This is a genomic window from Photobacterium pectinilyticum (genome assembly GCF_024357955.1).
Classification (GTDB): Bacteria; Pseudomonadota; Gammaproteobacteria; order Enterobacterales; family Vibrionaceae; genus Photobacterium; species Photobacterium pectinilyticum.
Map to the genome: position 1 here is coordinate 1 of NZ_JANEYT010000059.1, position 21,380 is coordinate 21,380.

At 49.5% G+C, this 21,380-nt stretch carries 21 protein-coding genes; 15 read left to right on the top strand and 6 right to left on the bottom strand.

Features of this window, described 5'->3' with window-relative positions:
- Positions 1-319: 319 nt before the first annotated feature.
- Positions 320-949, top strand: coding sequence for a flagellar protein MotX (gene motX / locus NHN17_RS19190; protein ID WP_255044242.1), 630 nt, complete (start codon positions 320-322; stop codon positions 947-949).
- 81 nt (positions 950-1,030) lie between these two features.
- On the opposite strand, the gene hmpA is transcribed toward motX, so the two are convergent.
- Entirely contained in the window at positions 1,031-2,215 is a 1,185-nt protein-coding gene (gene hmpA / locus NHN17_RS19195; RefSeq protein WP_255044243.1) for an NO-inducible flavohemoprotein, read from the bottom strand.
- Positions 2,216-2,319: 104 nt separating this feature from the next.
- Between hmpA and nsrR the strand changes: the two genes are divergently transcribed.
- From nsrR to rplI, 6 genes are all read left to right on the top strand, one after another.
- Positions 2,320-2,751, top strand: a complete 432-nt coding sequence (gene nsrR, locus NHN17_RS19200) for a nitric oxide-sensing transcriptional repressor NsrR (protein WP_255044244.1) — start codon at positions 2,320-2,322, stop codon at positions 2,749-2,751.
- 117 nt (positions 2,752-2,868) lie between these two features.
- On the top strand, positions 2,869-5,424 hold the full coding sequence (rnr, locus tag NHN17_RS19205) for a ribonuclease R (RefSeq protein WP_255044245.1): 2,556 nt from the start codon (positions 2,869-2,871) through the stop codon (positions 5,422-5,424).
- A gap of 3 nt (positions 5,425-5,427) precedes the next feature.
- Positions 5,428-6,162 carry a 23S rRNA (guanosine(2251)-2'-O)-methyltransferase RlmB gene (gene rlmB / locus NHN17_RS19210; RefSeq protein ID WP_255044246.1) on the top strand — a complete coding sequence of 245 codons (735 nt, stop codon included), beginning with the start codon at positions 5,428-5,430 and terminating at the stop codon, positions 6,160-6,162.
- Between the two features lie 256 nt (positions 6,163-6,418).
- Positions 6,419-6,817, top strand: a complete 399-nt coding sequence (rpsF, locus tag NHN17_RS19215) for a 30S ribosomal protein S6 (protein ID WP_255044247.1) — start codon at positions 6,419-6,421, stop codon at positions 6,815-6,817.
- 301 nt (positions 6,818-7,118) lie between these two features.
- A complete protein-coding gene (rpsR, locus tag NHN17_RS19220; RefSeq protein ID WP_005421136.1) occupies positions 7,119-7,346 on the top strand; it encodes a 30S ribosomal protein S18 in 228 nt (75 codons plus the stop codon).
- A 37-nt stretch (positions 7,347-7,383) separates the two neighbouring features.
- A complete protein-coding gene (gene rplI, locus NHN17_RS19225; RefSeq protein ID WP_107351036.1) occupies positions 7,384-7,836 on the top strand; it encodes a 50S ribosomal protein L9 in 453 nt (150 codons plus the stop codon).
- Between the two features lie 109 nt (positions 7,837-7,945).
- Here the strand turns inward: rplI and NHN17_RS19230 are convergent, their stop codons facing one another.
- Complete coding sequence (locus NHN17_RS19230; protein WP_255044248.1) at positions 7,946-8,701, bottom strand: DUF481 domain-containing protein; 756 nt, start codon at positions 8,699-8,701, stop codon at positions 7,946-7,948.
- Positions 8,702-8,927: 226 nt separating this feature from the next.
- Between NHN17_RS19230 and NHN17_RS19235 the strand changes: the two genes are divergently transcribed.
- The 6 genes from NHN17_RS19235 (at position 8,928) to NHN17_RS19260 (ending at position 15,342) form a co-directional block, all read left to right on the top strand.
- Positions 8,928-10,325 (top strand): replicative DNA helicase, encoded by a 1,398-nt coding sequence (locus NHN17_RS19235; RefSeq protein ID WP_107351039.1) that lies wholly within the window; start codon positions 8,928-8,930, stop codon positions 10,323-10,325.
- Between the two features lie 92 nt (positions 10,326-10,417).
- Entirely contained in the window at positions 10,418-11,497 is a 1,080-nt protein-coding gene (alr, locus tag NHN17_RS19240) for an alanine racemase (protein WP_255044249.1), read from the top strand.
- Between the two features lie 24 nt (positions 11,498-11,521).
- Positions 11,522-12,772: a BamA/TamA family outer membrane protein gene (locus NHN17_RS19245; RefSeq protein ID WP_373689580.1), complete on the top strand. Its 1,251-nt coding sequence runs from the start codon at positions 11,522-11,524 to the stop codon at positions 12,770-12,772.
- Positions 12,773-12,958: 186 nt separating this feature from the next.
- On the top strand, positions 12,959-13,714 hold the full coding sequence (locus NHN17_RS19250) for a hypothetical protein (protein WP_255044250.1): 756 nt from the start codon (positions 12,959-12,961) through the stop codon (positions 13,712-13,714).
- Positions 13,711-14,601, top strand: coding sequence for a hypothetical protein (locus NHN17_RS19255; protein ID WP_255044251.1), 891 nt, complete (start codon positions 13,711-13,713; stop codon positions 14,599-14,601). The genes NHN17_RS19250 and NHN17_RS19255 overlap by 4 nt, the downstream gene beginning before the upstream one ends.
- A 54-nt stretch (positions 14,602-14,655) precedes the next feature.
- Entirely contained in the window at positions 14,656-15,342 is a 687-nt protein-coding gene (locus NHN17_RS19260) for a hypothetical protein (RefSeq protein WP_255044252.1), read from the top strand.
- 39 nt (positions 15,343-15,381) lie between these two features.
- Here the strand turns inward: NHN17_RS19260 and NHN17_RS19265 are convergent, their stop codons facing one another.
- Complete coding sequence (locus NHN17_RS19265) at positions 15,382-15,801, bottom strand: secondary thiamine-phosphate synthase enzyme YjbQ (RefSeq protein ID WP_255044253.1); 420 nt, start codon at positions 15,799-15,801, stop codon at positions 15,382-15,384.
- A 292-nt stretch (positions 15,802-16,093) separates the two neighbouring features.
- Between NHN17_RS19265 and pgi the strand changes: the two genes are divergently transcribed.
- Positions 16,094-17,746: a glucose-6-phosphate isomerase gene (gene pgi / locus NHN17_RS19270; RefSeq protein ID WP_255044254.1), complete on the top strand. Its 1,653-nt coding sequence runs from the start codon at positions 16,094-16,096 to the stop codon at positions 17,744-17,746.
- A 73-nt stretch (positions 17,747-17,819) separates the two neighbouring features.
- Here the strand turns inward: pgi and NHN17_RS19275 are convergent, their stop codons facing one another.
- The 3 genes from NHN17_RS19275 to zur form a co-directional block, all read right to left on the bottom strand.
- Entirely contained in the window at positions 17,820-18,029 is a 210-nt protein-coding gene (locus NHN17_RS19275; protein WP_255044255.1) for a cold-shock protein, read from the bottom strand.
- A gap of 270 nt (positions 18,030-18,299) precedes the next feature.
- Positions 18,300-18,764, bottom strand: a complete 465-nt coding sequence (locus tag NHN17_RS19280; RefSeq protein WP_255044256.1) for a chemotaxis protein CheX — start codon at positions 18,762-18,764, stop codon at positions 18,300-18,302.
- Between the two features lie 37 nt (positions 18,765-18,801).
- Positions 18,802-19,245, bottom strand: a complete 444-nt coding sequence (gene zur / locus NHN17_RS19285) for a zinc uptake transcriptional repressor Zur (RefSeq protein WP_039466471.1) — start codon at positions 19,243-19,245, stop codon at positions 18,802-18,804.
- Between the two features lie 968 nt (positions 19,246-20,213).
- On the opposite strand from zur, the gene dusA reads away from it, so the two are divergent.
- Entirely contained in the window at positions 20,214-21,233 is a 1,020-nt protein-coding gene (dusA, locus tag NHN17_RS19290) for a tRNA dihydrouridine(20/20a) synthase DusA (RefSeq protein WP_255044264.1), read from the top strand.
- The last annotated feature ends 147 nt before the right edge of the window (positions 21,234-21,380 follow it).

Here is a 21,380-nt window from a genome sequence, read left to right on the forward strand (position 1 = left end):
AGATATCCATATTTCGATACCTCTATTAGATCAAAGGCCTAGCTTAAAAGCCAGGCCTTTGTCATCAATCTGAAGCCAGCCCTATGGGGCTGGCTTTTTTTATGGCTAAATTACTCGTTAAAAAATAATAGGCGCTCAGTTGCTTATTGGTGCTGTCTCAACGGGGATTGGTTCCAAAAATAGGTGTCAGGGATTGCGTCAAAAACGTATTTAGATTATGTCATTGATGTGCCACAAAGTTGCCGCTTAGGCGTTTTTTTCTCTAAAGTCTCAGCGCCCGCCGCCGATAAGGTTAGCACGTTCGGAAAGAGATCCATCCATGAGCCTACGCCCGTTTATAGTTGCAATTGCCCTGTGCAGCGCAGTCCCTGTTTCCGCCCTGGAAGAGGTCGGCGATGCCGTGCCGGTGTATAGCGAAAACGAGCTTAACCGGATGTTCTTTTCTAACAATCACTTGCAACAAGTTCAGGCCGACGATTGCCAGTTGGTTCAGGACATCGAGGCCAGGGCGATCCGAGTTGAGTCTCCTTCCTACCAGTTTCTCTATGGCGATATGCTCGCTTGGGGCGTGTGTGTCGAGCGGGATGTTGAGCTCGGAGTCCACTATATGCAGTCGGCAGCCCAGCAAGGCTCTCCGGCGGCACTGGAGCAGCTCGGGCGCTACTATGCTCGTGGCACCTTGGTCCAGCAAGATCGGGAGCGGGCGATCCCTTACCTGCGTGAAGCCGCCGCGATGGGAAATGTCGACGCCCGTATCCAGCTTGCCGAGTTACTGCTGAGTAACTATGGTAGCCCACTGGACTTTGAAGATGCCTACCGCTGGCTGTATAACACCGCGACTGCCAGCCAAAACACCCATAACAAGATTGCTCGATTGCGGCGCGGATTGGAAAATCGAATGCCGGCCAATGTGATTGCCAGGGCCAAGCGGCGGGATAGCTTTTGGTAGGGTAAGAGAGTGGAGCAGGAAGCGGTTCGACAGCAAGGTGAAAGAAAAAGAGAGGCTCAAGCCTCTCTTTTGCGTTTTTGCTTACAGCACTTTGTGTGGACCGAAACATTCGTAGTGGAGTTGCTCTTTAGCGATCCCCATTGCGATCAGCTGTTTGGCTACATGCTGCATAAAACCGACCGGGCCGCAGAAGTAATAATGCATGTCCGGCGTCGTCACTAGCTTTTTAACTTTGTTGAGATCCATTATACCGTCGAACTGGAAATCTTCGGCCGGATTGTCACAAGCCAATGGCTCACGGTACCAGATGTTGCTGGACAGATGTTCGTGGGTGGCAACCATACGGGCGACAGTATGCTTGAATGCATGATGCTTGCCGTTTTCGGTGGCGTGCAGCCAGTGCACGTCAGCTTTGTGGTTGGTCAGGGTTTCCAGCATTGACAGGGTTGGGGTCAGGCCCACACCGGCTGAAATCAGTGCGACGGGTGTTGTTGCTTCCACATCGAGGAAGAAATCACCGGCCGGTGGAGCAAGCAGAACATCGTCGCCGACTTGCAGGGTGTCATGCAGGTAACTCGACACCGTGCCTCCCTCTTCGCGTTTGACTGAGATGCGGTATTGATCGCTTTGCGGGGCTGAGGATAGGCTGTATTGGCGGATCTCCTGAAACTCGAACCCTGTTGGCTGGAGGTAAACCCCCAGGTATTGACCCGGCAGGTAGGCTGCGACAGCTGCACCGTCGACGGGTTTGAAGGTGAAACTGGTGATTACATCGCTCTCTTGGTTTTTCTCAACCAAGGTAAATTTACGGGTGCCGCGCCAGCCACCGTCCTTGTCTTCGTTCTCTTTGTAGAGCGCTTCTTCCCGCTGGATAAAGATGTCTGCAAGCAGGCTGTAGGCTTCTCCCCAGGCATTCAGCACTTCTTGGCCTGGCGATAGTAATTCGTCAATCGTACCTAGCAGATGGCTACCGACAATGGCATATTGCTCGGCGGTGATCATGAAGCTGGTGTGCTTATGGGCAATCTTTTCTACCGCTGGCAGCAGGGCCGGTAGGTTTTCGATATTGTTGGCATAGGCACAGATTGCATTGAACAGCGCTTCACGTTGATCCCCGTTGCGCTGGTTGCTCATATTGAAAATATCTTTGAGCTCGGGGTTATGGCTGAACATACGATCGTAGAAATGTGCTGTCAAAGCTGGGCCAGTCTGGGCAATAACTGGCGCGGTTGCTTTAACGATCTCAATAGTTTGGGAGCTGAGCATGACTTCACCTTATAATGGTGTATTTATAATGTATGTTTTAAGTTGTATCGTATCTGTATCTTTTAGTCAATATCCAGATTAAAATGTCGACAGGAGGAGTTATTGTGCAACTGACGAGTTTTACCGATTATGGCCTGCGTGCCCTTATATACCTAGCTACCCTGCCACAGGGGGAGCTCGCGAGTATTAGCAAAGTGACCGAGGTGTACGGCGTGTCACGTAACCATATGGTGAAAATCATCAATAAGCTGGGGCAGCTGGGTTACGTCGAAACAGTACGCGGTAAAAATGGCGGGATCCGCCTAGGTATGCCTGCCGATAAAATAGTGATTGGCGACGTTGTGCGGGCAATTGAACCTTTGCAAATCGTCAATTGCAGCGAGGATTTTTGCCATATAACACCAGCCTGTCGGCTGAAGGGGATCCTCTTCGATGCGCGCCAAGCCTTCTTGGATGAGCTGGACAACCACACCTTGTCAGAGATGATCGATGACAACCCGCCTCTACGTGTCCTGTTGGATCAGTCAGCACAGTGATAGAAACGCAATAACTTCAAAATCTCTCTGGGGAGCTAAATTTTCGACTTAGCTCCCGTCTGTTCACCTAGGGCGCAGATATACTTGAAGTATCTCTTCGCTAACTTGGATCTAATTATGTCAAAAGGTACTACCGATTTACCGGTCGATCCTTTTCGCGATCGCGAAGCATCAAACTACGAAAATCCTATCCCCAGCCGTGAAATGTTGCTGGAAGTGATCCGGGGTTACTCGGCGCCTGTTAGCCGTGATCAGCTATTTGCAGAGCTGAAACTTGAGGGTGACGACCAATATGAAGGTCTGCGCCGCCGCCTTCGCGCCATGGAGCGTGATGGCCAGCTGATTTTTACCCGCCGCCAGTGCTACGCCCTGCCGGAACGTCTCGATTTGATCAAAGGTCATGTGATTGGCCACCGAGATGGGTTTGGCTTCCTGCGCCCTGAAGGCACCAATAGCAAAGAAGAAGATTTGCTATTGCCCCACCACCAAATGCGAGGTGTTATCCATGGTGATTACATCCTGGCTCAGGTGGCGGGCACTGATAAGCGTGGCCGCCGTGAAGGTCGTGTGGTACGTGTACTGAAGCATTACGAAGGACAAATTGTCGGTCGTTTCTTTATCGAAGACAATATGGGTTATGTGGTACCGGATGACTCCCGTATTGCCCAGGATATCGTGATCCCGAATGACCAGCGCATGGGTGCCCGTATGGGCAACGTGGTGGTAGTCGAAGTCAACCAGCGTGCGACGCGTCAATATAATGCTGTTGGTAAAGTGGTTGAAGTGCTTGGTGAAAATATGGCGCCGGGCATGGAAATCGAAATTGCTTTGCGTACTCATGATATTCCGCACGAGTGGCCGTCTGAAGTTGAAAAGCAAATTCAGGGTCTTGGCGAAGAAGTACCTGAAGAAGCGAAGAAAGGCCGTGTTGATTTACGCGACTTGCCGCTGGTTACCATTGATGGTGAAGACGCCCGCGATTTCGATGATGCTGTATATTGTGAGCGTAAAAAATCAGGTGGGTGGCGCCTGTGGGTGGCGATTGCCGATGTCAGCTACTACGTGCGTCCAGACACGGCTCTCGATAATGAGGCGGTGAAGCGTGGTAACTCGGTATACTTCCCTTCGCAGGTGATCCCGATGTTGCCGGAAGTCCTGTCCAACGGCCTGTGTTCACTGAACCCGCAGGTTGACCGTTTGTGTATGGTGTGTGAAATGACCATATCTGAAACCGGCAAACTGTCAGGCTACAAGCACTATGAAGCGGTCATGAACTCTCATGCCCGTCTAACTTATACCAAAGTTAGCAAAATGCTGGACGGCGATGAAGAGCTGCGCGAGCGATATGCCCCGTTGGTGCCGCATATTGAAGAGCTTTACAGCATGTACAAGGTACTCAAAAGCGAGCGCGAAGTGCGTGGCGCAATTGAGTTTGAAACGATTGAAACGCAGTTTATTTTTAATGCTGATCGCAAAATCGATCGTATTGTACCGGCTGTTCGCAATGATGCGCACAAGATCATCGAAGAATGTATGATTCTGGCGAACATCGCGTCTGCGCGCTTTGTGGAGAAAGCCAAAGAGCCGGCCCTGTACCGGGTACATGACTCCCCGGGCGAAGAGCGCTTGCTGGGATTCCGTGACTTCCTTGGTGAGCTAAGCTTGCAGTTGTCAGGTGGCTTGGAGCCATCGCCAAAAGATTATGCCGAGCTGGCAGCATTAATTCAGGATCGCCCGGACAAAGAGCTGATCCAAACCATGCTGCTGCGCTCGATGAAGCAAGCGGTTTATCAAGCCGATAATATCGGTCACTTCGGCTTGGCGTTGAAGCAATATGCGCACTTTACTTCACCAATTCGTCGCTACCCTGATTTGACCCTGCACCGTGCGATTAAGTACCTTGTGGCCAAACAGGAAGGGACCAATAAGGATCGCTGGACGCCAACAGGCGGTTACCACTATTCTTTTGATGATGTTGACGGTCTTGGCGAGCAGTGTTCAACCACAGAGCGTCGTGCCGATGACGCGACCCGCGATGTGGCCGATTGGCTGAAATGTGAGTACATGCAAGATCACGTCGGTGATGAGTTCGATGGTGTGATTGCCAATGTAACTGGCTTTGGTTTCTTTGTTCGCCTTAATGAGTTGAACATTGACGGCTTGGTTCATATTTCCAACTTGGCCAATGACTATTACCAGTTTGATCCGGTTGGACAGCGCCTGATTGGTGATAGCTCTGGGCAGGTTTACCGCCTGGGCGATACGGTCAAAGTGAAGGTCGCGTCCATTAACTTGAATGATCGCCAGATTGATTTTGACATTGTTGGCAGCAACCGCAAGCCTCGTGGTGACGGCAAGACAGCAAAAAACCGCGAGAAAAAACAGCGCATGCGCAAAGCCGAAGGCATGCAGCGCCAGAGTATGAAAGTGTACCGCGTGGCTGATGGCGAAGCCCAGCAGGAGCATCGCTCTAAGTCGAAGAAAGAGCGTAGCTCGGTACGCCAGAAGCTGAAAGCGGGTGCTATCCCGAAACTCGAGGGCGACAAAGCACCGGCAGGCAAGGCGGATAAAGAGGACGGCAAGGGTAAGCCGGCCGTGAAGAAGAAATCGACCAAGGCCCGTAAGAAGAAACAGCGTGCCGGTAAGAAAGAACGAGCAGCTAAGAAGAACTAAACCATGAGTAATGACATGATTTTCGGCATTCATGCCGTCAAAGCCGTTTTGGCGTCTGACCCTTCACGTTTCATTGAAGTCTTTGTGCTGAAAGGCCGTGAAGATGACCGTTTGCTGCCAGTGATCAATGAGCTGCAAATGCTGGGTATCACTATTCAGCAGGCTGGTCGTAAAGCGCTGGATGATAAAGCGAAAGGGGCATCGCATCAGGGCATTATTGCCCGTGTGCGTCCGGGGAAGCAGTTCAATGAAAATAACATTGATGACCTTCTGGCTAGCCAAGAAAACCCGCTTTTGCTGGTATTGGATGGGGTAACCGATCCGCACAATCTGGGCGCTTGCCTACGTAATGCCGATGCAGCCGGCGCTGTAGCTGTGATTGTACCGAAAGACCGTTCGGCCCAGTTGAATGCCACGGCAAGCAAGGTAGCTTGTGGTGCAGCTGAAGTCGTGCCACTGGTACGAGTGACCAATCTGGCTCGTACCCTTCGTGCGCTACAGGACAAGGGTGTGTGGGTTGTTGGGACGGCTGGCGAGGCCACCCACGATGTTTACCAAAGCAAACTGACGGGTCCGTTAGCCATTGTGATGGGCGCAGAAGGCGAAGGCATGCGTCGCCTGACCCGTGAGACCTGCGATGATTTGATCAAGATCCCGATGGCGGGTTCGGTATCTAGCCTGAACGTGTCAGTCGCAACCGGCATTTGCTTGTTCGAAGCGGTACGTCAGCGTCAATAGAAACGAGGAAGTCAGAACCTAGTTTCTAGCAAGAGCAGGCGCGCAGTGAATATTGCGCGCCTGCTTTTTTTATTGCCCACCATCCACTTTCTTTCCTTAACTATTTAACTTCCTCCAAGCTATAAAATTCTCTTGCTTCAATTGTCCATTCTCTGTACTATTCAGCGTCCAAATTCTCGGTTCTATTTTTAGTTCCTTGCTTCCTCTGGATAACCGAGCCAACTCAGGAAGCTGATTAATCCGTAAGGAGCAACCAATGCGTCATTACGAAATCGTATTCATGGTGCACCCTGATCAAAGCGAACAGGTTGCTGGCATGGTCGAGCGTTACACTGCTGCTATCAAAGATTCTGGTGGCCAGATCCATCGCCTAGAAGATTGGGGCCGTCGTCAACTGGCTTACCCAATCAACAAACTGCACAAAGCACACTACGTTCTACTGAACGTTGAAGCTGAGCAGTCTGTAATTGACGAGCTGGAGTCTAACTTCCGTTTCAACGATGCAGTGATCCGTAACATGATCATGCGTACTAAAGGCGCTATCACTGAGCCATCTCCAATGATGAAGGCTAAAGAAGAGCGTGCCCCACGTCGTGAAGAGCGTGCAGAGCAACCAGCTCCAGCACCATCTGAAGGCGAAGCAGCAGCTGAGTAATTTTTGAATGACCAGTCGCCTGGTGTTGCCTGGCTTTATTGCCTAAGACCCCAAGCGAAGCACATTGCTAGCAAGAATAGCTTTAGCGTTCTAACTAGCAGGAAGCCAATTTACTGCAGTAATTGTTTCGTACATTAACGTGGTAGTTAGCAAGCAAGGTCAACAAATACTCTCTCAAGTTTTAGCTGTTGGCAGTCACATTAAGGTAAGAGGCTCTGTCTCATACCACGCCATCCTTAAGGCATTGGTAATTAGTGTTGCAGCCAACCACATTGACATAATTTAGATCAGGAGATAGCCCATGGCACGTTTCTTCCGTCGTCGTAAATTCTGCCGTTTCACTGCAGAAGGCGTACAAGAGATTGACTACAAAGACGTAGCAACTCTAAAAAACTACATCACTGAAGCTGGTAAAATTGTACCAAGCCGCATCACTGGTACTCGCGCTAAATACCAGCGTCAGCTAGCTCGCGCTATCAAGCGTTCTCGCTACCTAGCACTTCTACCATACACAGATAAGCATCTGTAATCGGTAGCGGTTTAATTAAGTTTAAGAGGACAAGATAATGCAAGTTATTCTACTTGATAAAATCGGTAACCTAGGTGGCCTTGGCGATCAGGTTAACGTTAAAGCGGGTTTTGCTCGTAACTTCCTTATCCCACAGGGCAAGGCAGTAATGGCTACTAAAGCTAACGTTGAAATGTTCGAAGCTCGTCGTGCTGAACTAGAAGCTAAAGTTGCTGAGCAACTGACTGCTGCTGAAGCACGCGCTGAGAAAATCAACGCGCTTGAAGCTGTAGTTATCGCTTCTAAAGCTGGTGACGAAGGTAAACTATTCGGTTCTATCGGTACTCGTGATATCGCTGACGCAATTACTGCGGCTGGCGTTGAAGTAGTGAAGAGCGAAGTTCGCCTACCAGAAGGTGCACTACGTACGACTGGCGAATTCGAGATCAGCATCCAGCTGCACTCTGACGTATTCGCAACTGCTAACCTAAACGTTGTTGCTGAAGACTAATAACGTTTTTGTTGGTAGCTTAAAACCAGCCTCCGGGCTGGTTTTTTTATGCCTGAAAAATAGTGAGATGGGTGTTGGGGAAGTAAAAGCCGTTGGGTAATGGCAGACCTTACATCTTGAACAGTAAGTTCACGGTCATGGCGGAGTCGCGTTTTTTTAAGCCCTCGGGTACCCAGCTGTTGAGCTTTTGGTTGTTGCTGATCTTGATGGCGGCAAAGTCACTGATGTCTGTTGTGAGATTGAACTCGGCTTCCATCGTGCTGTTACTGTTGCCGGCAATACCGGTCAGCCGGACACCGATCTCGACGGTTTTCGACGGTTTCCAGGTCATCTTGGCACTGCCACGAAGAATTAGCTCATCCACCGTATCCCTAACGACAATGTCGTCATCATCGAGTTCATCAAGGTTGGGCTCCTGATGTCGGTAGCCTGGGCCAGCTTCCACTTCTACCTGCAAAGTCTCCCGTCGGATGAGCTGGTAACCCATACCCGTTGCGAGCGTGAAGTCGTTAAAATAAGGCCCATAGCGATCATCGACATAGTTGACATTGCCCAGTACATAGGTCCGTTCGTTGACCTTTTTATCACTCTGCAGCTCGATTTGGCCCTTGCGCTTGTCTTCTTCACCGTCTTTTTCGGCAAGTAGGAATCGCAACTCGCCGCTGTGTCGGTACTGGTTCTTGAGGTAGGTGCCGCCGATGCGGGTATTGAGGGTTTGCGAGTCCGAGTTTCCGCCCAGAGACTGGTAGCCAAGCTCCAGTTCGGTGGTTAATGGCGGCGGGATCCGGGTTGGGCGCTCATCGCTGGTGGCGGCATTGGCATGGGTGCTGGCAAGCAGTAATAGAGCTAACAGGGTTCTTGCCAAGCGGCCTCCTCATCGGTTGAAACAAACAATTACCAAACACAGCAGTGTAACCGATTAATGTCATCTTTTGGTCAGGAAATACTAACTGAATGTACCTATTAGCTTGTAAGCGCCTAATATGGCATTTCAATCGGGAAAATTGCCATCAACGCTATATTGATAGATAGACTCTTTGTGAATTAAGGTATAATGCACGGCCTAGTTTCCGGCAATCATTTCAATTTCTATGGCAGAGAATAGCAAACCGAACCCCCAGAAAGACTCCAAGATGGACGCAATCAAGATGGCGCCGCACTCGCTCGAGGCAGAGCAGTCGGTCCTCGGCGGCTTGATGCTGGACAACGAAAAATGGGATGTTGTTGCCGAGAAAGTCGTGGCCAAAGACTTCTATAGTCGCCCTCACCGGATTATCTTTGAAGGCGTAGCTGCCTTGTTAGAAGGCGGCAACCCGCTTGATTTGATCACCTTGTCCGAGCACCTTGAAACGGCCGATCAACTTGAGGATGTCGGTGGCTTTGCCTATTTGGCAGAGCTCGCTAAAAACACGCCATCAGCGGCCAATATCTTAGCCTATGCCGAGATAGTCCGTGAGCGTGCACTGATCCGTGACATGATCAGCGTGGCCAATGAGATCGCTGATGCTGGTTATGATCCCCAAGGTCGTGACAGTGAAGAGCTGCTGGATATGGCAGAAAGCAAGGTCTTTGCCATTGCCGAGCAACGTACCTCGGAAAACGAAGGTCCGCAGAATGTAGAAGGGATCCTAGAAAAGACCCTTGAGCGTATCGAGATCCTCTATCAATCACCACAAGACGGCGTGACCGGGGTGACAACCGGGTTTACCGACCTAAACAAAAAGACGGCTGGCTTGCAGGGATCTGACTTGATTATCGTTGCTGCCCGTCCTTCGATGGGTAAGACCACCTTTGCCATGAACCTGTGTGAGAACGCAGCGATGTCGGAAGAAAAGCCGGTCTTGATCTTCTCGTTGGAGATGCCATCGGAGCAAATCATGATGCGTATGCTGGCCTCGTTGGCACGCGTCGATCAGACCAAGATCCGTACCGGGCAGCTTGATGACGAAGACTGGGCGCGAGTGTCTTCTGCTATGGGTGTTCTGATGGAGAAGAAGAACATGTATATCGATGACAGTTCAGGCCTGACCCCGACAGAGGTACGTTCGCGGGCACGACGTATTGCCCGTGACCATGGCGGCCTTAGCCTTATCATGATTGACTACCTTCAGCTGATGCGGGTTCCAAGCTTGCAAGATAACCGTACCTTGGAAATTGCGGAAATCTCCCGCTCGCTCAAAGCTCTGGCCAAAGAGCTCAATGTGCCAGTGGTCGCGCTGTCGCAGCTGAACCGCTCGTTGGAGCAGCGTGCGGATAAACGCCCGGTAAACTCGGACTTGCGTGAATCGGGCGCCATCGAGCAGGATGCCGATTTGATCATGTTTATCTACCGTGATGAGGTTTATCACGAAGACAGTGCCCTGAAGGGCATTGCCGAAATCATTCTTGGAAAGCAGCGTAACGGCCCGATCGGTACGGTACGACTGACATTCCAAGGCCAGTATTCCCGGTTCGATAATTACGCCGGTCCAGCCTTTGATGATGAATAAGGTGTATATTCAAGTATCTTGAGGTTACATGGGTATATACCGCCACATGATGTAATACCGGTTTGCCGGGGCATTTATAAGTAGGAACAAAGATGAAAGCGGCAACAGCGTATATTCGTACCGAGGCATTGACTCACAACCTGCAGAAAATCCGCAGCCGGGCACCAGACAGTAAGATCCTAGCGGTGGTGAAAGCAAATGGCTACGGCCATGGGTTGGAGCATGTCGCCAAAAGCCTGCCCGACGTTGATGGCTTTGGTGTTGCCCGTATTGAAGAAGCCCTGACCCTGCGTGCAGGGGGGGTCGTCAAGCCAGTGCTGTTGCTGGAAGGTTTTTATGCCCCATCGGATCTCCCGGTACTGGTAACCAACAATATCCATACTGTTGTCCATTCTATTGAACAGCTCGAAGCGTTAGAGCAAGCCGAGCTTGATAGTACGGTGGTAGTGTGGTTGAAAATCGATACTGGCATGCATCGACTAGGTGTTCGCCCTGAGCAATATACCGATTTTGTCGAGCGGCTTCATGCTTGTGATAATGTTGCCAAGCCGCTGCGCTATATGAGCCATTTCGGCTGTGCCGATGAGCTTGCGAGCGAAGTGACACCGCGTCAGATCGATGCCTTTATGTCCTTGACTGATGGTTGCCGAGGGGAACGTTCATTAGCGGCCTCGGCGGGTATATTGGAATGGCCTGATAGCCACCTTGAGTGGATTCGCCCTGGGATCATTATGTATGGTGTTTCTCCGTTTGCCGAAACAGGCCGTGGTGCGGACTCATACGGTTTGAAGCCTGTCATGACGTTGACCTCCAGCTTGATTGCGGTGCGTGATGTCAAGCAAGGCGAATCAGTGGGTTACGGCGGGATCTGGACCAGCGAGCGTGATACTAAGGTAGGGGTGATAGCGATCGGCTATGGTGATGGCTATCCGCGTACCGCACCCAATGGCACGCCGGTACTGGTCAATGGGCGTGTTGTCCCGATGGCGGGCAGGGTGTCGATGGATATGTTGACGGTCGATCTCGGCCCCGACAGCACCGACAAGGTGGGCGATGAAGCGATCTTGTGGGGCGAGGGCTTGCCAGCAGAAGTTGTTGCTGGCCATATTGGAACTATTGCTTATGAGCTGGTGACTAAGCTAACATCAAGAGTGTCAATGTCTTACCTTTAATCGACATAAGAATAGCCCATTATCATGACCAGAATTTTTAAAGCCGCAGCAATGGTTGCGGCTTTTTCATGCTCAACGACAACCTTGGCCGACAGTTGGCCTTCATGGACGCCTGAGACGGCTTTTGTTCCCTTTGCATTCTCGACCGATGCCATGGGGTTGTCTGTCGGTATGGCCGGCCTGCTCAAGGGGGCAGGCCAGCCACAAGCGGCCTTGCTCGGGGCTGGGGTATACAGTGAAAAAGGGACCTGGCTGACCTATTTGGGGGCGAGTAATTATATTCTCAGCCAAGACAGCCGTTGGTTGTTTGGAGCTGAACTGTTTGATGCTAGCTACAAGCAGTTTGACTACTACTTGGGTGAATCCTCGGGTAATGATTCCAGTGCAGATGACAAGGTAATGGCTGATGCCAAGGAGTTCCAGTACCGGCTGTCGATGCGCTATGTCCTGCCTCTGGGGGCAGGGGAAAGTCAGGGGATCCGTGCAGCCCTGATACCTGCACGCAAGCTCACGGGCCATACGCCCTGGAATAGTGGTGTGAGTTCCGTCGAGTTCCGGCCGTTTTACCAAGGACGGGAATTTGATGACTTGCCGACATCGCAAGTTGAACCTGCTGAATTTACCGAGGTCGAGAAGGTGTGGGGGTTGGAAACCCGGTTTGATTGGGATAACCGCAACAACACCCGTAACCCGACGGAGGGGAGTCAAAGCCAGCTCTCGGTGACCGTCGATCCCGGCAGCAGTGAGCGTCCTAGCTGGTGGAAATGGGAGTTTGAACAGAGTTGGTTCTGGTCCTTCGGAAACCTGGGCGAGTTGTTCGATCAGCAGGTACTGGCATTCAATATATATACGGCTGATACCCCAAGCTGGAATAGCACCGAGCAGATCAATGGCAGCGAAGAGTTCCGCCGACCACCGGCCTATGCAGGAAACCGTCTGGGCGGCTTGTATCGGCTTAGGAGCTTTTCTGGAGGCCGCTTTGTTGATCGCTCAGCGCTTAGCTACAGCATGGAATACCGGGTGATGCCCGACTGGCAACCACTGGAAGAGTGGCCGGTATTCGAATGGTATGACGTGCCTTGGTGGCAGTGGGTGGCCTTTGTCGATGTGGGCCGGGTAGCTGATGAGTATGATCTGGCTGAACTCCATAGTGATATGAAATGGAGTGTTGGCGGTGCGGTGCGCTTCCAGGTTGAAGGGATCGTCGTACGGACTGAAATGGCCTGGGGCAGTGAGGACAGTTTGTTCCGGGTGATGATCAACCAGCCTTTTTAGTGTTGGCCTGATAGCGAGCCCGTTGTGCTGCTTGTGTCGCACAAAACAATAGCGGGCGGTTTACGGGCTCGGTGCCTGTCTGGTCAAGAAATAATCTGCGCTATACTTGTTCGTACCACCGTCTGTGTTTGTTACAATATGTCCTCTGTCTCGCCGTTATCCATAAATTCTCTGGTATAGATACTCATGTCATCGAAATATCTCGAAAAGGCCTGGAGCCAAAAAACCGTTAACCTTGAAGATAAGCTGCTGCTGGTTGCCCTGGCAGAGCTATCGGACAGGGATGGTGCCTTCATCACTAGCATGTCCCAACTTAAAGAGATGATGTGTGCCTCAGAGAGTATGATTGACAACCTGATCGCCAAGCTGTCGATGGAGCAGCTGATCATTGGGGTCAACAAGGCATCGGCAAGCTATCGTACCAGCGGCAAAATCAATGGACGCTTGAACATCGATACTTATGTGGAGCATCGCGCAGTTGAGCACAGCGCGCCGCAAGGTAACGCGGGCTATGCCCAGCCCCATGCCCGCCAAGATGTGTATAGCAATGCCAAACGGGTATCTAGTTTCCATCGCTCTCAAGTTACTCCGGTGAATAAGACGATTTCAGGTAAAGCGATCAATATTCTCGAACTCTCCCCGAATGTGATTGAGCCTTGGGCCGAAGCCGTGATGTTCAAGAGTGGTTATGGCAACCAAACTCAGGTTTGGGCATCGTTTATCGAACGTATCAAGGAAACGCCAAGCAAACACCTCTATTCGCTTGATGAGCTAAGAAGTCGCCTTCACTCCCATCTTCATAGCGAAAAAAGTTACAAGCAGGGCTATAACCGCTCAGCCTCTAGGCCTCAGGCTGTGAAACGTGGCGCCATTGATATCTTGGAAGAAAAGATTGCTAACTTTAACTTTAAGAGTGACGACGAAGGGGATGACTTACTATGAGTTCGTCAAAGAACATCAGTGAAACGCACGCCGAGTATTGGAACCGAATTAAAAGCGAGCTTAAAGCCCCCAAGCAATCAGGCAAAAGTGAAACGTCAGCGCTTTCTGCTCCGGTTCCCGCTCAGAGAGAGAGAGAGCCGGCGGCACCTGCGGTCAGGGCAATGCCACCAGTCCCACAACCGGATGATACCGGGGCGATAAGCTTTTCAGCTGAGGGCCAAGCGGTCTCGGGATTTTCCCCGAAAACTCAGGTGATGTTGGATAAGTACACCGGAACCAGCCAAAAGAAAATCATGCAGTTTTGGTATGATATGAACATGAATTTCGGGCAGAGCAAGGTGCGCCAGGAGTTCGGTGATGAGCCGGGTGAAAGGCTGATGCAGTTTGCCGCCTCGCTGGATCGTAATAGCTATCGCCGGCTCAAAGACAATCTGGATGAGCGCTTGAAGAAAGGCCAAGAATGGCCCCCGTCTTTTGCGGTTTTCAAAGCACTGAAAGATACCCCGACCGATCGTGAGATCCTCGAAGCCCGGACCAATATACTGACGCTGAAAAAACCGGTTAGCCGGGTTGAAATCTATATCAGCAAGCGTAAATCGGCCAAGCTCAGAACGCTATCTGAAAAATATATCGCGGAAGAATTTCGTACGCTTTACCTCGAGGCGTTTGAGGAAGTGGAAATTTATGACCGTGATATCAAGTTAGACGAAAGAGAGTCGGCAATCAGCGAAGTCACCAATAACATCCCCAAATCAGAGACGGATAAAGATATTGATGACCGAATCGCACATGGCTACAAACTGCCGGGTAAGCTAGGGGAAGCTTTCGACCGGATCCAATCCCTGAGGTCGAGAAACAGTCATGTGGTTATCGACGAGATTGACTAACCTTATGCCATACTCGCAAGATAGCGCTGTTTTGTTTTTATAAGGTTTGGGTTGATGCAAGAATTCACGGTGCTAGAGCGTAAAGAGGCATATTTCCTGTGCAGAAAAGGGACAGGCCACTGCCGTATCATTATTGATGAAAATAGCCAGACTCTGCCTTTAGGCACCTTCATGCTGCATGCCGAAGAGATATCAGACCGCTATACCCACCACGCCAACGATAGCGTGTTCCGGTTGCTGATGCCTTTTGAGCAGCAGGGGAATATCGACATTTGTACCCTGGCCACGGGACGAAAGAACCGCTTTGTATACAAGCGTTGTTTACAGCTTGGCGGCAAATGGGAGCCAGTACTCAATGAATGGGTCTTCTCGGCGGCGATTAAACATGAAGTCGACAAATTAGCCGAGCAGCTCAATTCCGAACTGTTTTATATCGAAGCGACCTTCAACGAAACAATTAAGCTAACAACAGAGCCACTGACCCTGTTTGGCTACCCCTTGGTTAAATCCGTTGGTAACAACGGCAAGGTGTTTTTCAATTATGGGGTGAAGCTGACTGCCGGCGAGATTGTGTGTATGCCAGCAGACACGCTGCAAACCATTATTTTGGCAGATTCGAAGGTGCAGCTATTTGTGCCAAAGGCGATCCTCGAGCTTCCGCAGTTTCATGAAGACTTCCTCTGTATCGTTGATATCGAGAAGAAGCGCAAACCTCGCAAGAAACCTACTTTTCCATGGTGACACCGAGTAACCTCCGCTCTTTGGGTCGCCAGCTAGGCATTATTCTCCTTGCAGGGTGATCACGACTCGCCGGTTACCGCCCTGATTACGGTGTTCACCGAGGTAAATTCCTTGCCAGGTTCCTAATGCCAGCCGGCCATGGCTTATCGGTATGCTGACACTGGCCCCAAGCGTTGAGGCCTTGATATGGGCCGGCATGTCATCATCGCCTTCATAGGTGTGTTGGTAGTATGGGGCGCGTTCGGGAGCAGCTTGGTTGAAGTGCGCCTCCATATCGCTGCGTACCGTCGGATCGGCATTTTCATTTAGGGTTAGGCTGGCCGAGGTGTGCTGAATAAAGAGGTGAGCCAGGCCGATATTGATCTGGGCCAGCGCCGGAATATGTTGTTCAATTTCATCGGTTATAAGGTGGAAGCCACGGGCTCTTGGGCGAAGCTGGATTGTTTTTTGGTACCACATAGTTATTATCCTTACTGATACTAGAGCAAGATATGCCGCATAGATTAAATACATGGCGGTTTTTGCCCCTGCAACTTACTCTCGAATTTCGTGACCTGACGCAATGAAGGTAAGTATCTCTTCACGTCATAATCATTCATAAGTTGTAAAATTACAAAAATTTAGCTGGCCTGATAAGTTGAGCTACACTAGGGTCAACATAACGAATAACATTTACTAAAATCGGGGATCCATTACTTGGATAATGCTGACAAGATTAATGGATTAACAATTAAAAATCAGGAATTTCATCATGTTGAAAAACATCAATCCGACCCATACTGATGCGTGGAAAGCGCTGACTGCACACTTCGAAGATGCACAGGACCTTCAGCTCAGCGAGCTTTTTGCAAGTGACAGCGAGCGTTTCAACAAGTTTTCGGCCAACTTTGGCGATGACATCCTACTGGATTACTCCAAGAACCTAATCACTGAAGAGACCATGGGTAAGCTATTTGCCCTGGCTGAGCAGACAGAAGTAAAAGCTGCGATTGCTGATTTGTTTAGCGGTGAGAAGATCAACCAAACAGAAGGTCGCGCGGTATTGCACTCGGCGCTGCGTAACCGCAGCAACACGCCAGTTTTGGTTGACGGTGAAGACGTAATGCCAAACGTCAATGCAGTACTGGAAAAGATGAAAGCCTTTACTGCACGTATTGTTGACGGTGAATGGAAAGGTTACACCGGTAAAGAGATCACCGATGTAGTCAATATCGGTATCGGTGGGTCGGATCTCGGTCCATATATGGTGACCGAAGCGCTGGCACCATACAAAACTCGTCTTAACATGCACTTCGTATCGAACGTTGACGGTACTCATATTGCTGAGACGCTAAAAGATCTTAACCCTGAAACGACACTGTTCTTGATCGCTTCTAAGACTTTCACCACTCAGGAAACGATGACTAATGCGCACTCTGCACGTGATTGGTTCCTAGCGACAGCGGGTGATCAGGCTCACGTCGCCAAGCACTTCGCGGCGCTATCAACTAACGCTCAGTCAGTATCTGAGTTCGGTATCGATACCGATAACATGTTCGAGTTCTGGGACTGGGTTGGTGGTCGTTACTCACTATGTTCAGCGATTGGCCTATCTATCAGCCTGTCTATTGGTTTTGACAACTTCGCAGAGTTGCTTGGCGGTGCCCATGCGATGGATCAGCACTTCGCCCAAACGCCGCTTGAGCAAAATCTACCAGTGATCCTTGCACTGATCGGTATTTGGTACAACAATTTCCATGGCGCTGAGTCTGAGGCTATTTTGCCGTATGATCAGTACCTGCACCGCTTTGCGGCGTATTTCCAACAGGGTAACATGGAGTCAAACGGCAAGTGCGTTGACCGCGGCGGTAACCCGATTGATTACCAAACAGGCCCAATCATCTGGGGTGAGCCAGGAACTAATGGTCAGCATGCATTCTACCAGTTGATCCACCAAGGGACTAAACTGATCCCTTGTGACTTCATTGCCCCGGCAATCAGCCATAACCCGCTTAGCGATCACCATCCTAAATTGATGGCGAACTTCTTTGCCCAGACCGAAGCGCTAGCATTTGGTAAGACCAAAGAGCAAGTTGAAGCTGAGTTCCTCGCTGCTGGTAAAACTCAGGAAGAAGTCGCTGAGCTAGTACCATTTAAGGTATTCGACGGAAACCGCCCAACTAACTCTATCCTTGTTAAGCAAGTGACTCCTGAGGTATTGGGCTCTCTGATTGCTCTTTACGAGCACAAGATCTTCACCCAGGGCGTAATCTGGAACATTTTCACGTTTGATCAGTGGGGGGTTGAGCTTGGTAAGCAGCTAGCAAACCAGATCCTACCTGAACTAGGTGGTGAAGAAGCGGTGGCGAGCCACGATAGCTCAACCAACGGTTTGATCAACGCATTCAAACAATGGCGCCAGTAAGGGCAATGGATTGCTGAGGTAATAAAAAACGCCGCTTAGCGGCGTTTTTTTTATCAAAAGTTGGTTGGCGGCATTAAGACAGAGCAACAACTTCGCTAGCTTGCGGACCTTTCTGACCATCTGTCACGATAAACTCAACACTTTGACCTTCCTGCAGGCTGCGGCGGCCCTGAGCCTGAATCGCACTGAAGTGGACGAATACATCTTTGCCATCAGCACCAGAGATGAAGCCAAAGCCCTTTTCATCGTTGAACCATTTAACGGTTCCAGTCAGTTTGTTCATGTTACGTTCTTTCCTTTGAATGAGGGTATTTCCTTGCTTAGTCCCTACGGGTAAGCAAAATGACGCGCAGGGGACATCAAACCATAAGTGTCTTGATGCCTATCCAGCATATCGAGTCTAGATCGAATATATGACAGTTGGTAGTTTTTTGTTCGATATTTGTGGCAACTTCACATAAAAATCAAAGTGATAAGTTTGATGATACGTAGCAGGAAAGGCTTTCAGCCAGCGAGGCTGGCTGAAAATCAAAGGGGAGTCTAATTGCGGGGGTTAGCCATCAAAGCATATTTCGATAAAAGCTTTACCGTATTCGGAATCAAACGGCATGATAATGATGGCGCTATCACACTTGTGAGTGATAGTGTGGCCACGGCCTGAGACGACGGCAGGTGTTGCCATATCGAACTCGTAACCCTTCTCGGCCAAAATGCGTTTTGCACCGCCGGTCACCATGTTGGTGATTTCACCGACCATATCAGTGACTTCTTCGTTAATACTGTGTGGGCGTTCGCCCAGCATTCTCTGCATGATCTCCAATGCCAGGCCTTCATCAAAGGTGATCGACATCGAACCTTTGGTCTTCGGTCCGACCATACCAATCAAGCCTGAGACATCGCCTCTGGCAACTTCATCTTTTTTCAGCCGGGGTTTCTGAGGAGCCAGCTCCATTGACGCCATTGTTTTGAGAACATTCAACAGTGACGCTAAGAAAGGGTTTACGAATTCTGCGCGCATAATTTAATAACGACGATCTCTGTCTGAATAAAATAACTTACTTGTTTTTACAATGCTGGCAAACACCATGGCTTTCAACGACATGGTTAGTGACCTCAAAGCCTCGCTGCTCGGCGCGTTGGCGAAGGAGCTTGGCAAGCTCTTCGTCGTGGCACTCTTCGACGTTACCGCACTGGCTACAGATAAGAAGCTGGGAACAATGATCAGCGTGGCCCAGCAAGCAACAGGCAATATAACTATTGGTTGATTCGACTTTGTGGACAAAGCCTTGGGCAAGAAGAAAGTCCAGCGCTCGGTAAACCGTCGGCGGCTTGGCTTGTGGTTCGCTTTCGCGCAGCAAATCTAAGAGTTCATAAGCACTGATGGAACTGTGATGTTCAATGATCAGAGCCAGAACTTTCAGTCTTTGAGGTGTCAGTCTTACTCCTCGTTGCTCACAGAGCTGCTGGGCGGTTGCCAGCAACTGACCTTTATTTGCCATATAACCTCAAAATACAAGCGATAAGCTTTATATATTACCACACTCATACTTAAAGTGACCTTTGTTATGGCGTTTCCGTTAATCACGCCAGAAAAGATCAGCTGGTGGTTGTGTTTTTAGCCCAGCTCAAAGCCTTTTGTATGCGCGTTCAGCATTTCATTTTTATTTCAGCTAAAAGGTGCGCTCGATTATAGCCCTAGTGCTTTCTTGCGGTAAGGTATTGTTCAGTAAGGTTTTGTTTTGATGTTCAGCTTTTGGGGCTTTTTTCTGGCTAAGGTGAACTAGATATTTGTCTATTGGTGGTAAATAACCATTTTGTTTAAAATCAGTATCTTATATTGGTTTGGTTTAGCTGGTGAAATCAATTAGAACATGATGTTATTTTTACTCTAATTAATTAGCCTATCATGATCTTTTTAATGTAAGTTTTAAGCCTATCATGATCCTTTTAATAGAAGCTTTGAGTCTATCATGATCTTTTTACTGGTTTTCATGACGAGAGTATTTCGTCAATACGCCGCACAGCTATGAGGGTAAATTTCAGCTAAAAGCTGCTCTGGTGTTTTTTTTATGTCAGATAAGGATTTTATGTGTATCTTTTCAATTGCTTATTGAGTGTGTTCAGCTTTTTAAGGAGTTTTTGTATACCAGTATTATAATTACTATTTAAGCTGTACGTGATAACGTGTTGTGTTTTTATATGTATGTTCTTATTGGTTTTATCTTAATCATTTAAAATGGGTGCTATGTTCTATATGCTCATCTGAAGTGTTGGGGTTTACAGTAGCTGTTGCCTAGTCTTTATAGGTCATGGCGATGTGATTTGGGATAGAGGCAGTAATAGGGTAGAATCCGCCTCCTCGCAGCGTTGTGAGATCCATGGCATGGGAGGATCCTTCCCAAAGCGCCTTGAACGAGAGATTTAGCGGTCGATAATGAGGTTTCCGATGACAGATACTGCTGTTGTAATGAATGAACAGTCTAATGATGAGCAACCACAGTTGGGTCAATACCCAGACTGTCGTTTATCTATTGCGCCAATGTTGGATTGGACTGACCGTCATTGCCGTTATTTTCATCGTTTGATCAGTGAGCGTACTCAGCTGTATACCGAAATGGTGACCACGGGTGCCATTATTTACGGCAAGGGTGACTACCTGGCCTACAACGAAGAAGAGCACCCGCTGGTATTGCAACTGGGTGGCTCAAACCCGGTAGATCTCGCTAAGTGTGCCAAGTTGGCCGCTGAGCGCGGCTATGACGAGATTAACCTTAACGTTGGTTGTCCTTCTGATCGCGTGCAAAATGGCCGTTTCGGTGCATGCCTAATGGGTGAGGCTGACTTGGTAGCACAATGTGTTTCTGCAATGCGCGAAGTGGCGGATATTCCGGTGTCGGTCAAGACCCGAATTGGTATTGATGATCAGGATTCATATGAATTTCTGACCAATTTTATTCGCACTGTCAGCGAAAAAAGCGGTTGTGAAGACTTTACTATCCATGCTCGAAAAGCTTGGCTGAGTGGCTTGAGCCCGAAGGAAAACCGCGAGATCCCACCTCTGGATTACCCGCGTGTATATCAGCTTAAGAAAGACTTTCCGCACCTGACCATGGGGATCAATGGTGGTGTGAAGACCATGGAAGAGATTGAAGCACACCTTCAGCACATGGATGGAGTTATGGTTGGCCGCGAAGCCTACCAAAACCCTTATTTGCTGGCTGAGGTTGATCAACGCTTGTACGGCTCTGATAAGCCGGTGAAAAAGCGCCGTGAAATTGTGGAGGCTATGTTCCCGTATATTGAACGTGAGCTGGCTAAAGGTGCTTACCTGAACCACATTAGCCGCCATATGCTGGGTTTGTTCCAGGGTTTGCCTGGTGCGCGCCAATGGCGTCGTCATATCAGTGAAAATGCCCATAAACCAGGCTCTGGTATTGAGGTATTGCAGCAGGCGATGGCGAAGATCCCAGCTCATCTAGACGTGTAAAGCCGTGGAATCATAATGGCTAATTAAGCCAAATAGTTGGCGAAAAATACCAAGCTTATCAAGAAGAGGCCCTCTACTCAGTAGTGGGCCTTTTTTAATTCTTTGATTTTTTTTATGTATTTAGTTGGTTTGGTAAACTTGGTCTGG

What these genes read in the sequence shown, in the direction of transcription:
- dusA (WP_255044264.1), top strand. Translation starts at nt 20,214, where the DNA reads ATGAATGAACAGTCTAATGATGAGCAACCACAGTTGGGTCAATACCCA.
- alr (WP_255044249.1), top strand. Translation starts at nt 10,418, where the DNA reads ATGAAAGCGGCAACAGCGTATATTCGTACCGAGGCATTGACTCACAAC.
- pgi (WP_255044254.1), top strand. Translation starts at nt 16,094, where the DNA reads ATGTTGAAAAACATCAATCCGACCCATACTGATGCGTGGAAAGCGCTG.
- motX (WP_255044242.1), top strand. Translation starts at nt 320, where the DNA reads ATGAGCCTACGCCCGTTTATAGTTGCAATTGCCCTGTGCAGCGCAGTC.
- NHN17_RS19260 (WP_255044252.1), top strand. Translation starts at nt 14,656, where the DNA reads ATGCAAGAATTCACGGTGCTAGAGCGTAAAGAGGCATATTTCCTGTGC.
- NHN17_RS19275 (WP_255044255.1), bottom strand. Translation starts at nt 18,029, where the DNA reads ATGAACAAACTGACTGGAACCGTTAAATGGTTCAACGATGAAAAGGGC.
- rpsR (WP_005421136.1), top strand. Translation starts at nt 7,119, where the DNA reads ATGGCACGTTTCTTCCGTCGTCGTAAATTCTGCCGTTTCACTGCAGAA.
- rnr (WP_255044245.1), top strand. Translation starts at nt 2,869, where the DNA reads ATGTCAAAAGGTACTACCGATTTACCGGTCGATCCTTTTCGCGATCGC.
- NHN17_RS19280 (WP_255044256.1), bottom strand. Translation starts at nt 18,764, where the DNA reads ATGCGCGCAGAATTCGTAAACCCTTTCTTAGCGTCACTGTTGAATGTT.
- NHN17_RS19235 (WP_107351039.1), top strand. Translation starts at nt 8,928, where the DNA reads ATGGCAGAGAATAGCAAACCGAACCCCCAGAAAGACTCCAAGATGGAC.
- rplI (WP_107351036.1), top strand. Translation starts at nt 7,384, where the DNA reads ATGCAAGTTATTCTACTTGATAAAATCGGTAACCTAGGTGGCCTTGGC.
- NHN17_RS19245 (WP_373689580.1), top strand. Translation starts at nt 11,522, where the DNA reads ATGACCAGAATTTTTAAAGCCGCAGCAATGGTTGCGGCTTTTTCATGC.
- NHN17_RS19265 (WP_255044253.1), bottom strand. Translation starts at nt 15,801, where the DNA reads ATGTGGTACCAAAAAACAATCCAGCTTCGCCCAAGAGCCCGTGGCTTC.
- rpsF (WP_255044247.1), top strand. Translation starts at nt 6,419, where the DNA reads ATGCGTCATTACGAAATCGTATTCATGGTGCACCCTGATCAAAGCGAA.
- NHN17_RS19250 (WP_255044250.1), top strand. Translation starts at nt 12,959, where the DNA reads ATGTCATCGAAATATCTCGAAAAGGCCTGGAGCCAAAAAACCGTTAAC.
- NHN17_RS19255 (WP_255044251.1), top strand. Translation starts at nt 13,711, where the DNA reads ATGAGTTCGTCAAAGAACATCAGTGAAACGCACGCCGAGTATTGGAAC.
- hmpA (WP_255044243.1), bottom strand. Translation starts at nt 2,215, where the DNA reads ATGCTCAGCTCCCAAACTATTGAGATCGTTAAAGCAACCGCGCCAGTT.
- rlmB (WP_255044246.1), top strand. Translation starts at nt 5,428, where the DNA reads ATGAGTAATGACATGATTTTCGGCATTCATGCCGTCAAAGCCGTTTTG.
- zur (WP_039466471.1), bottom strand. Translation starts at nt 19,245, where the DNA reads ATGGCAAATAAAGGTCAGTTGCTGGCAACCGCCCAGCAGCTCTGTGAG.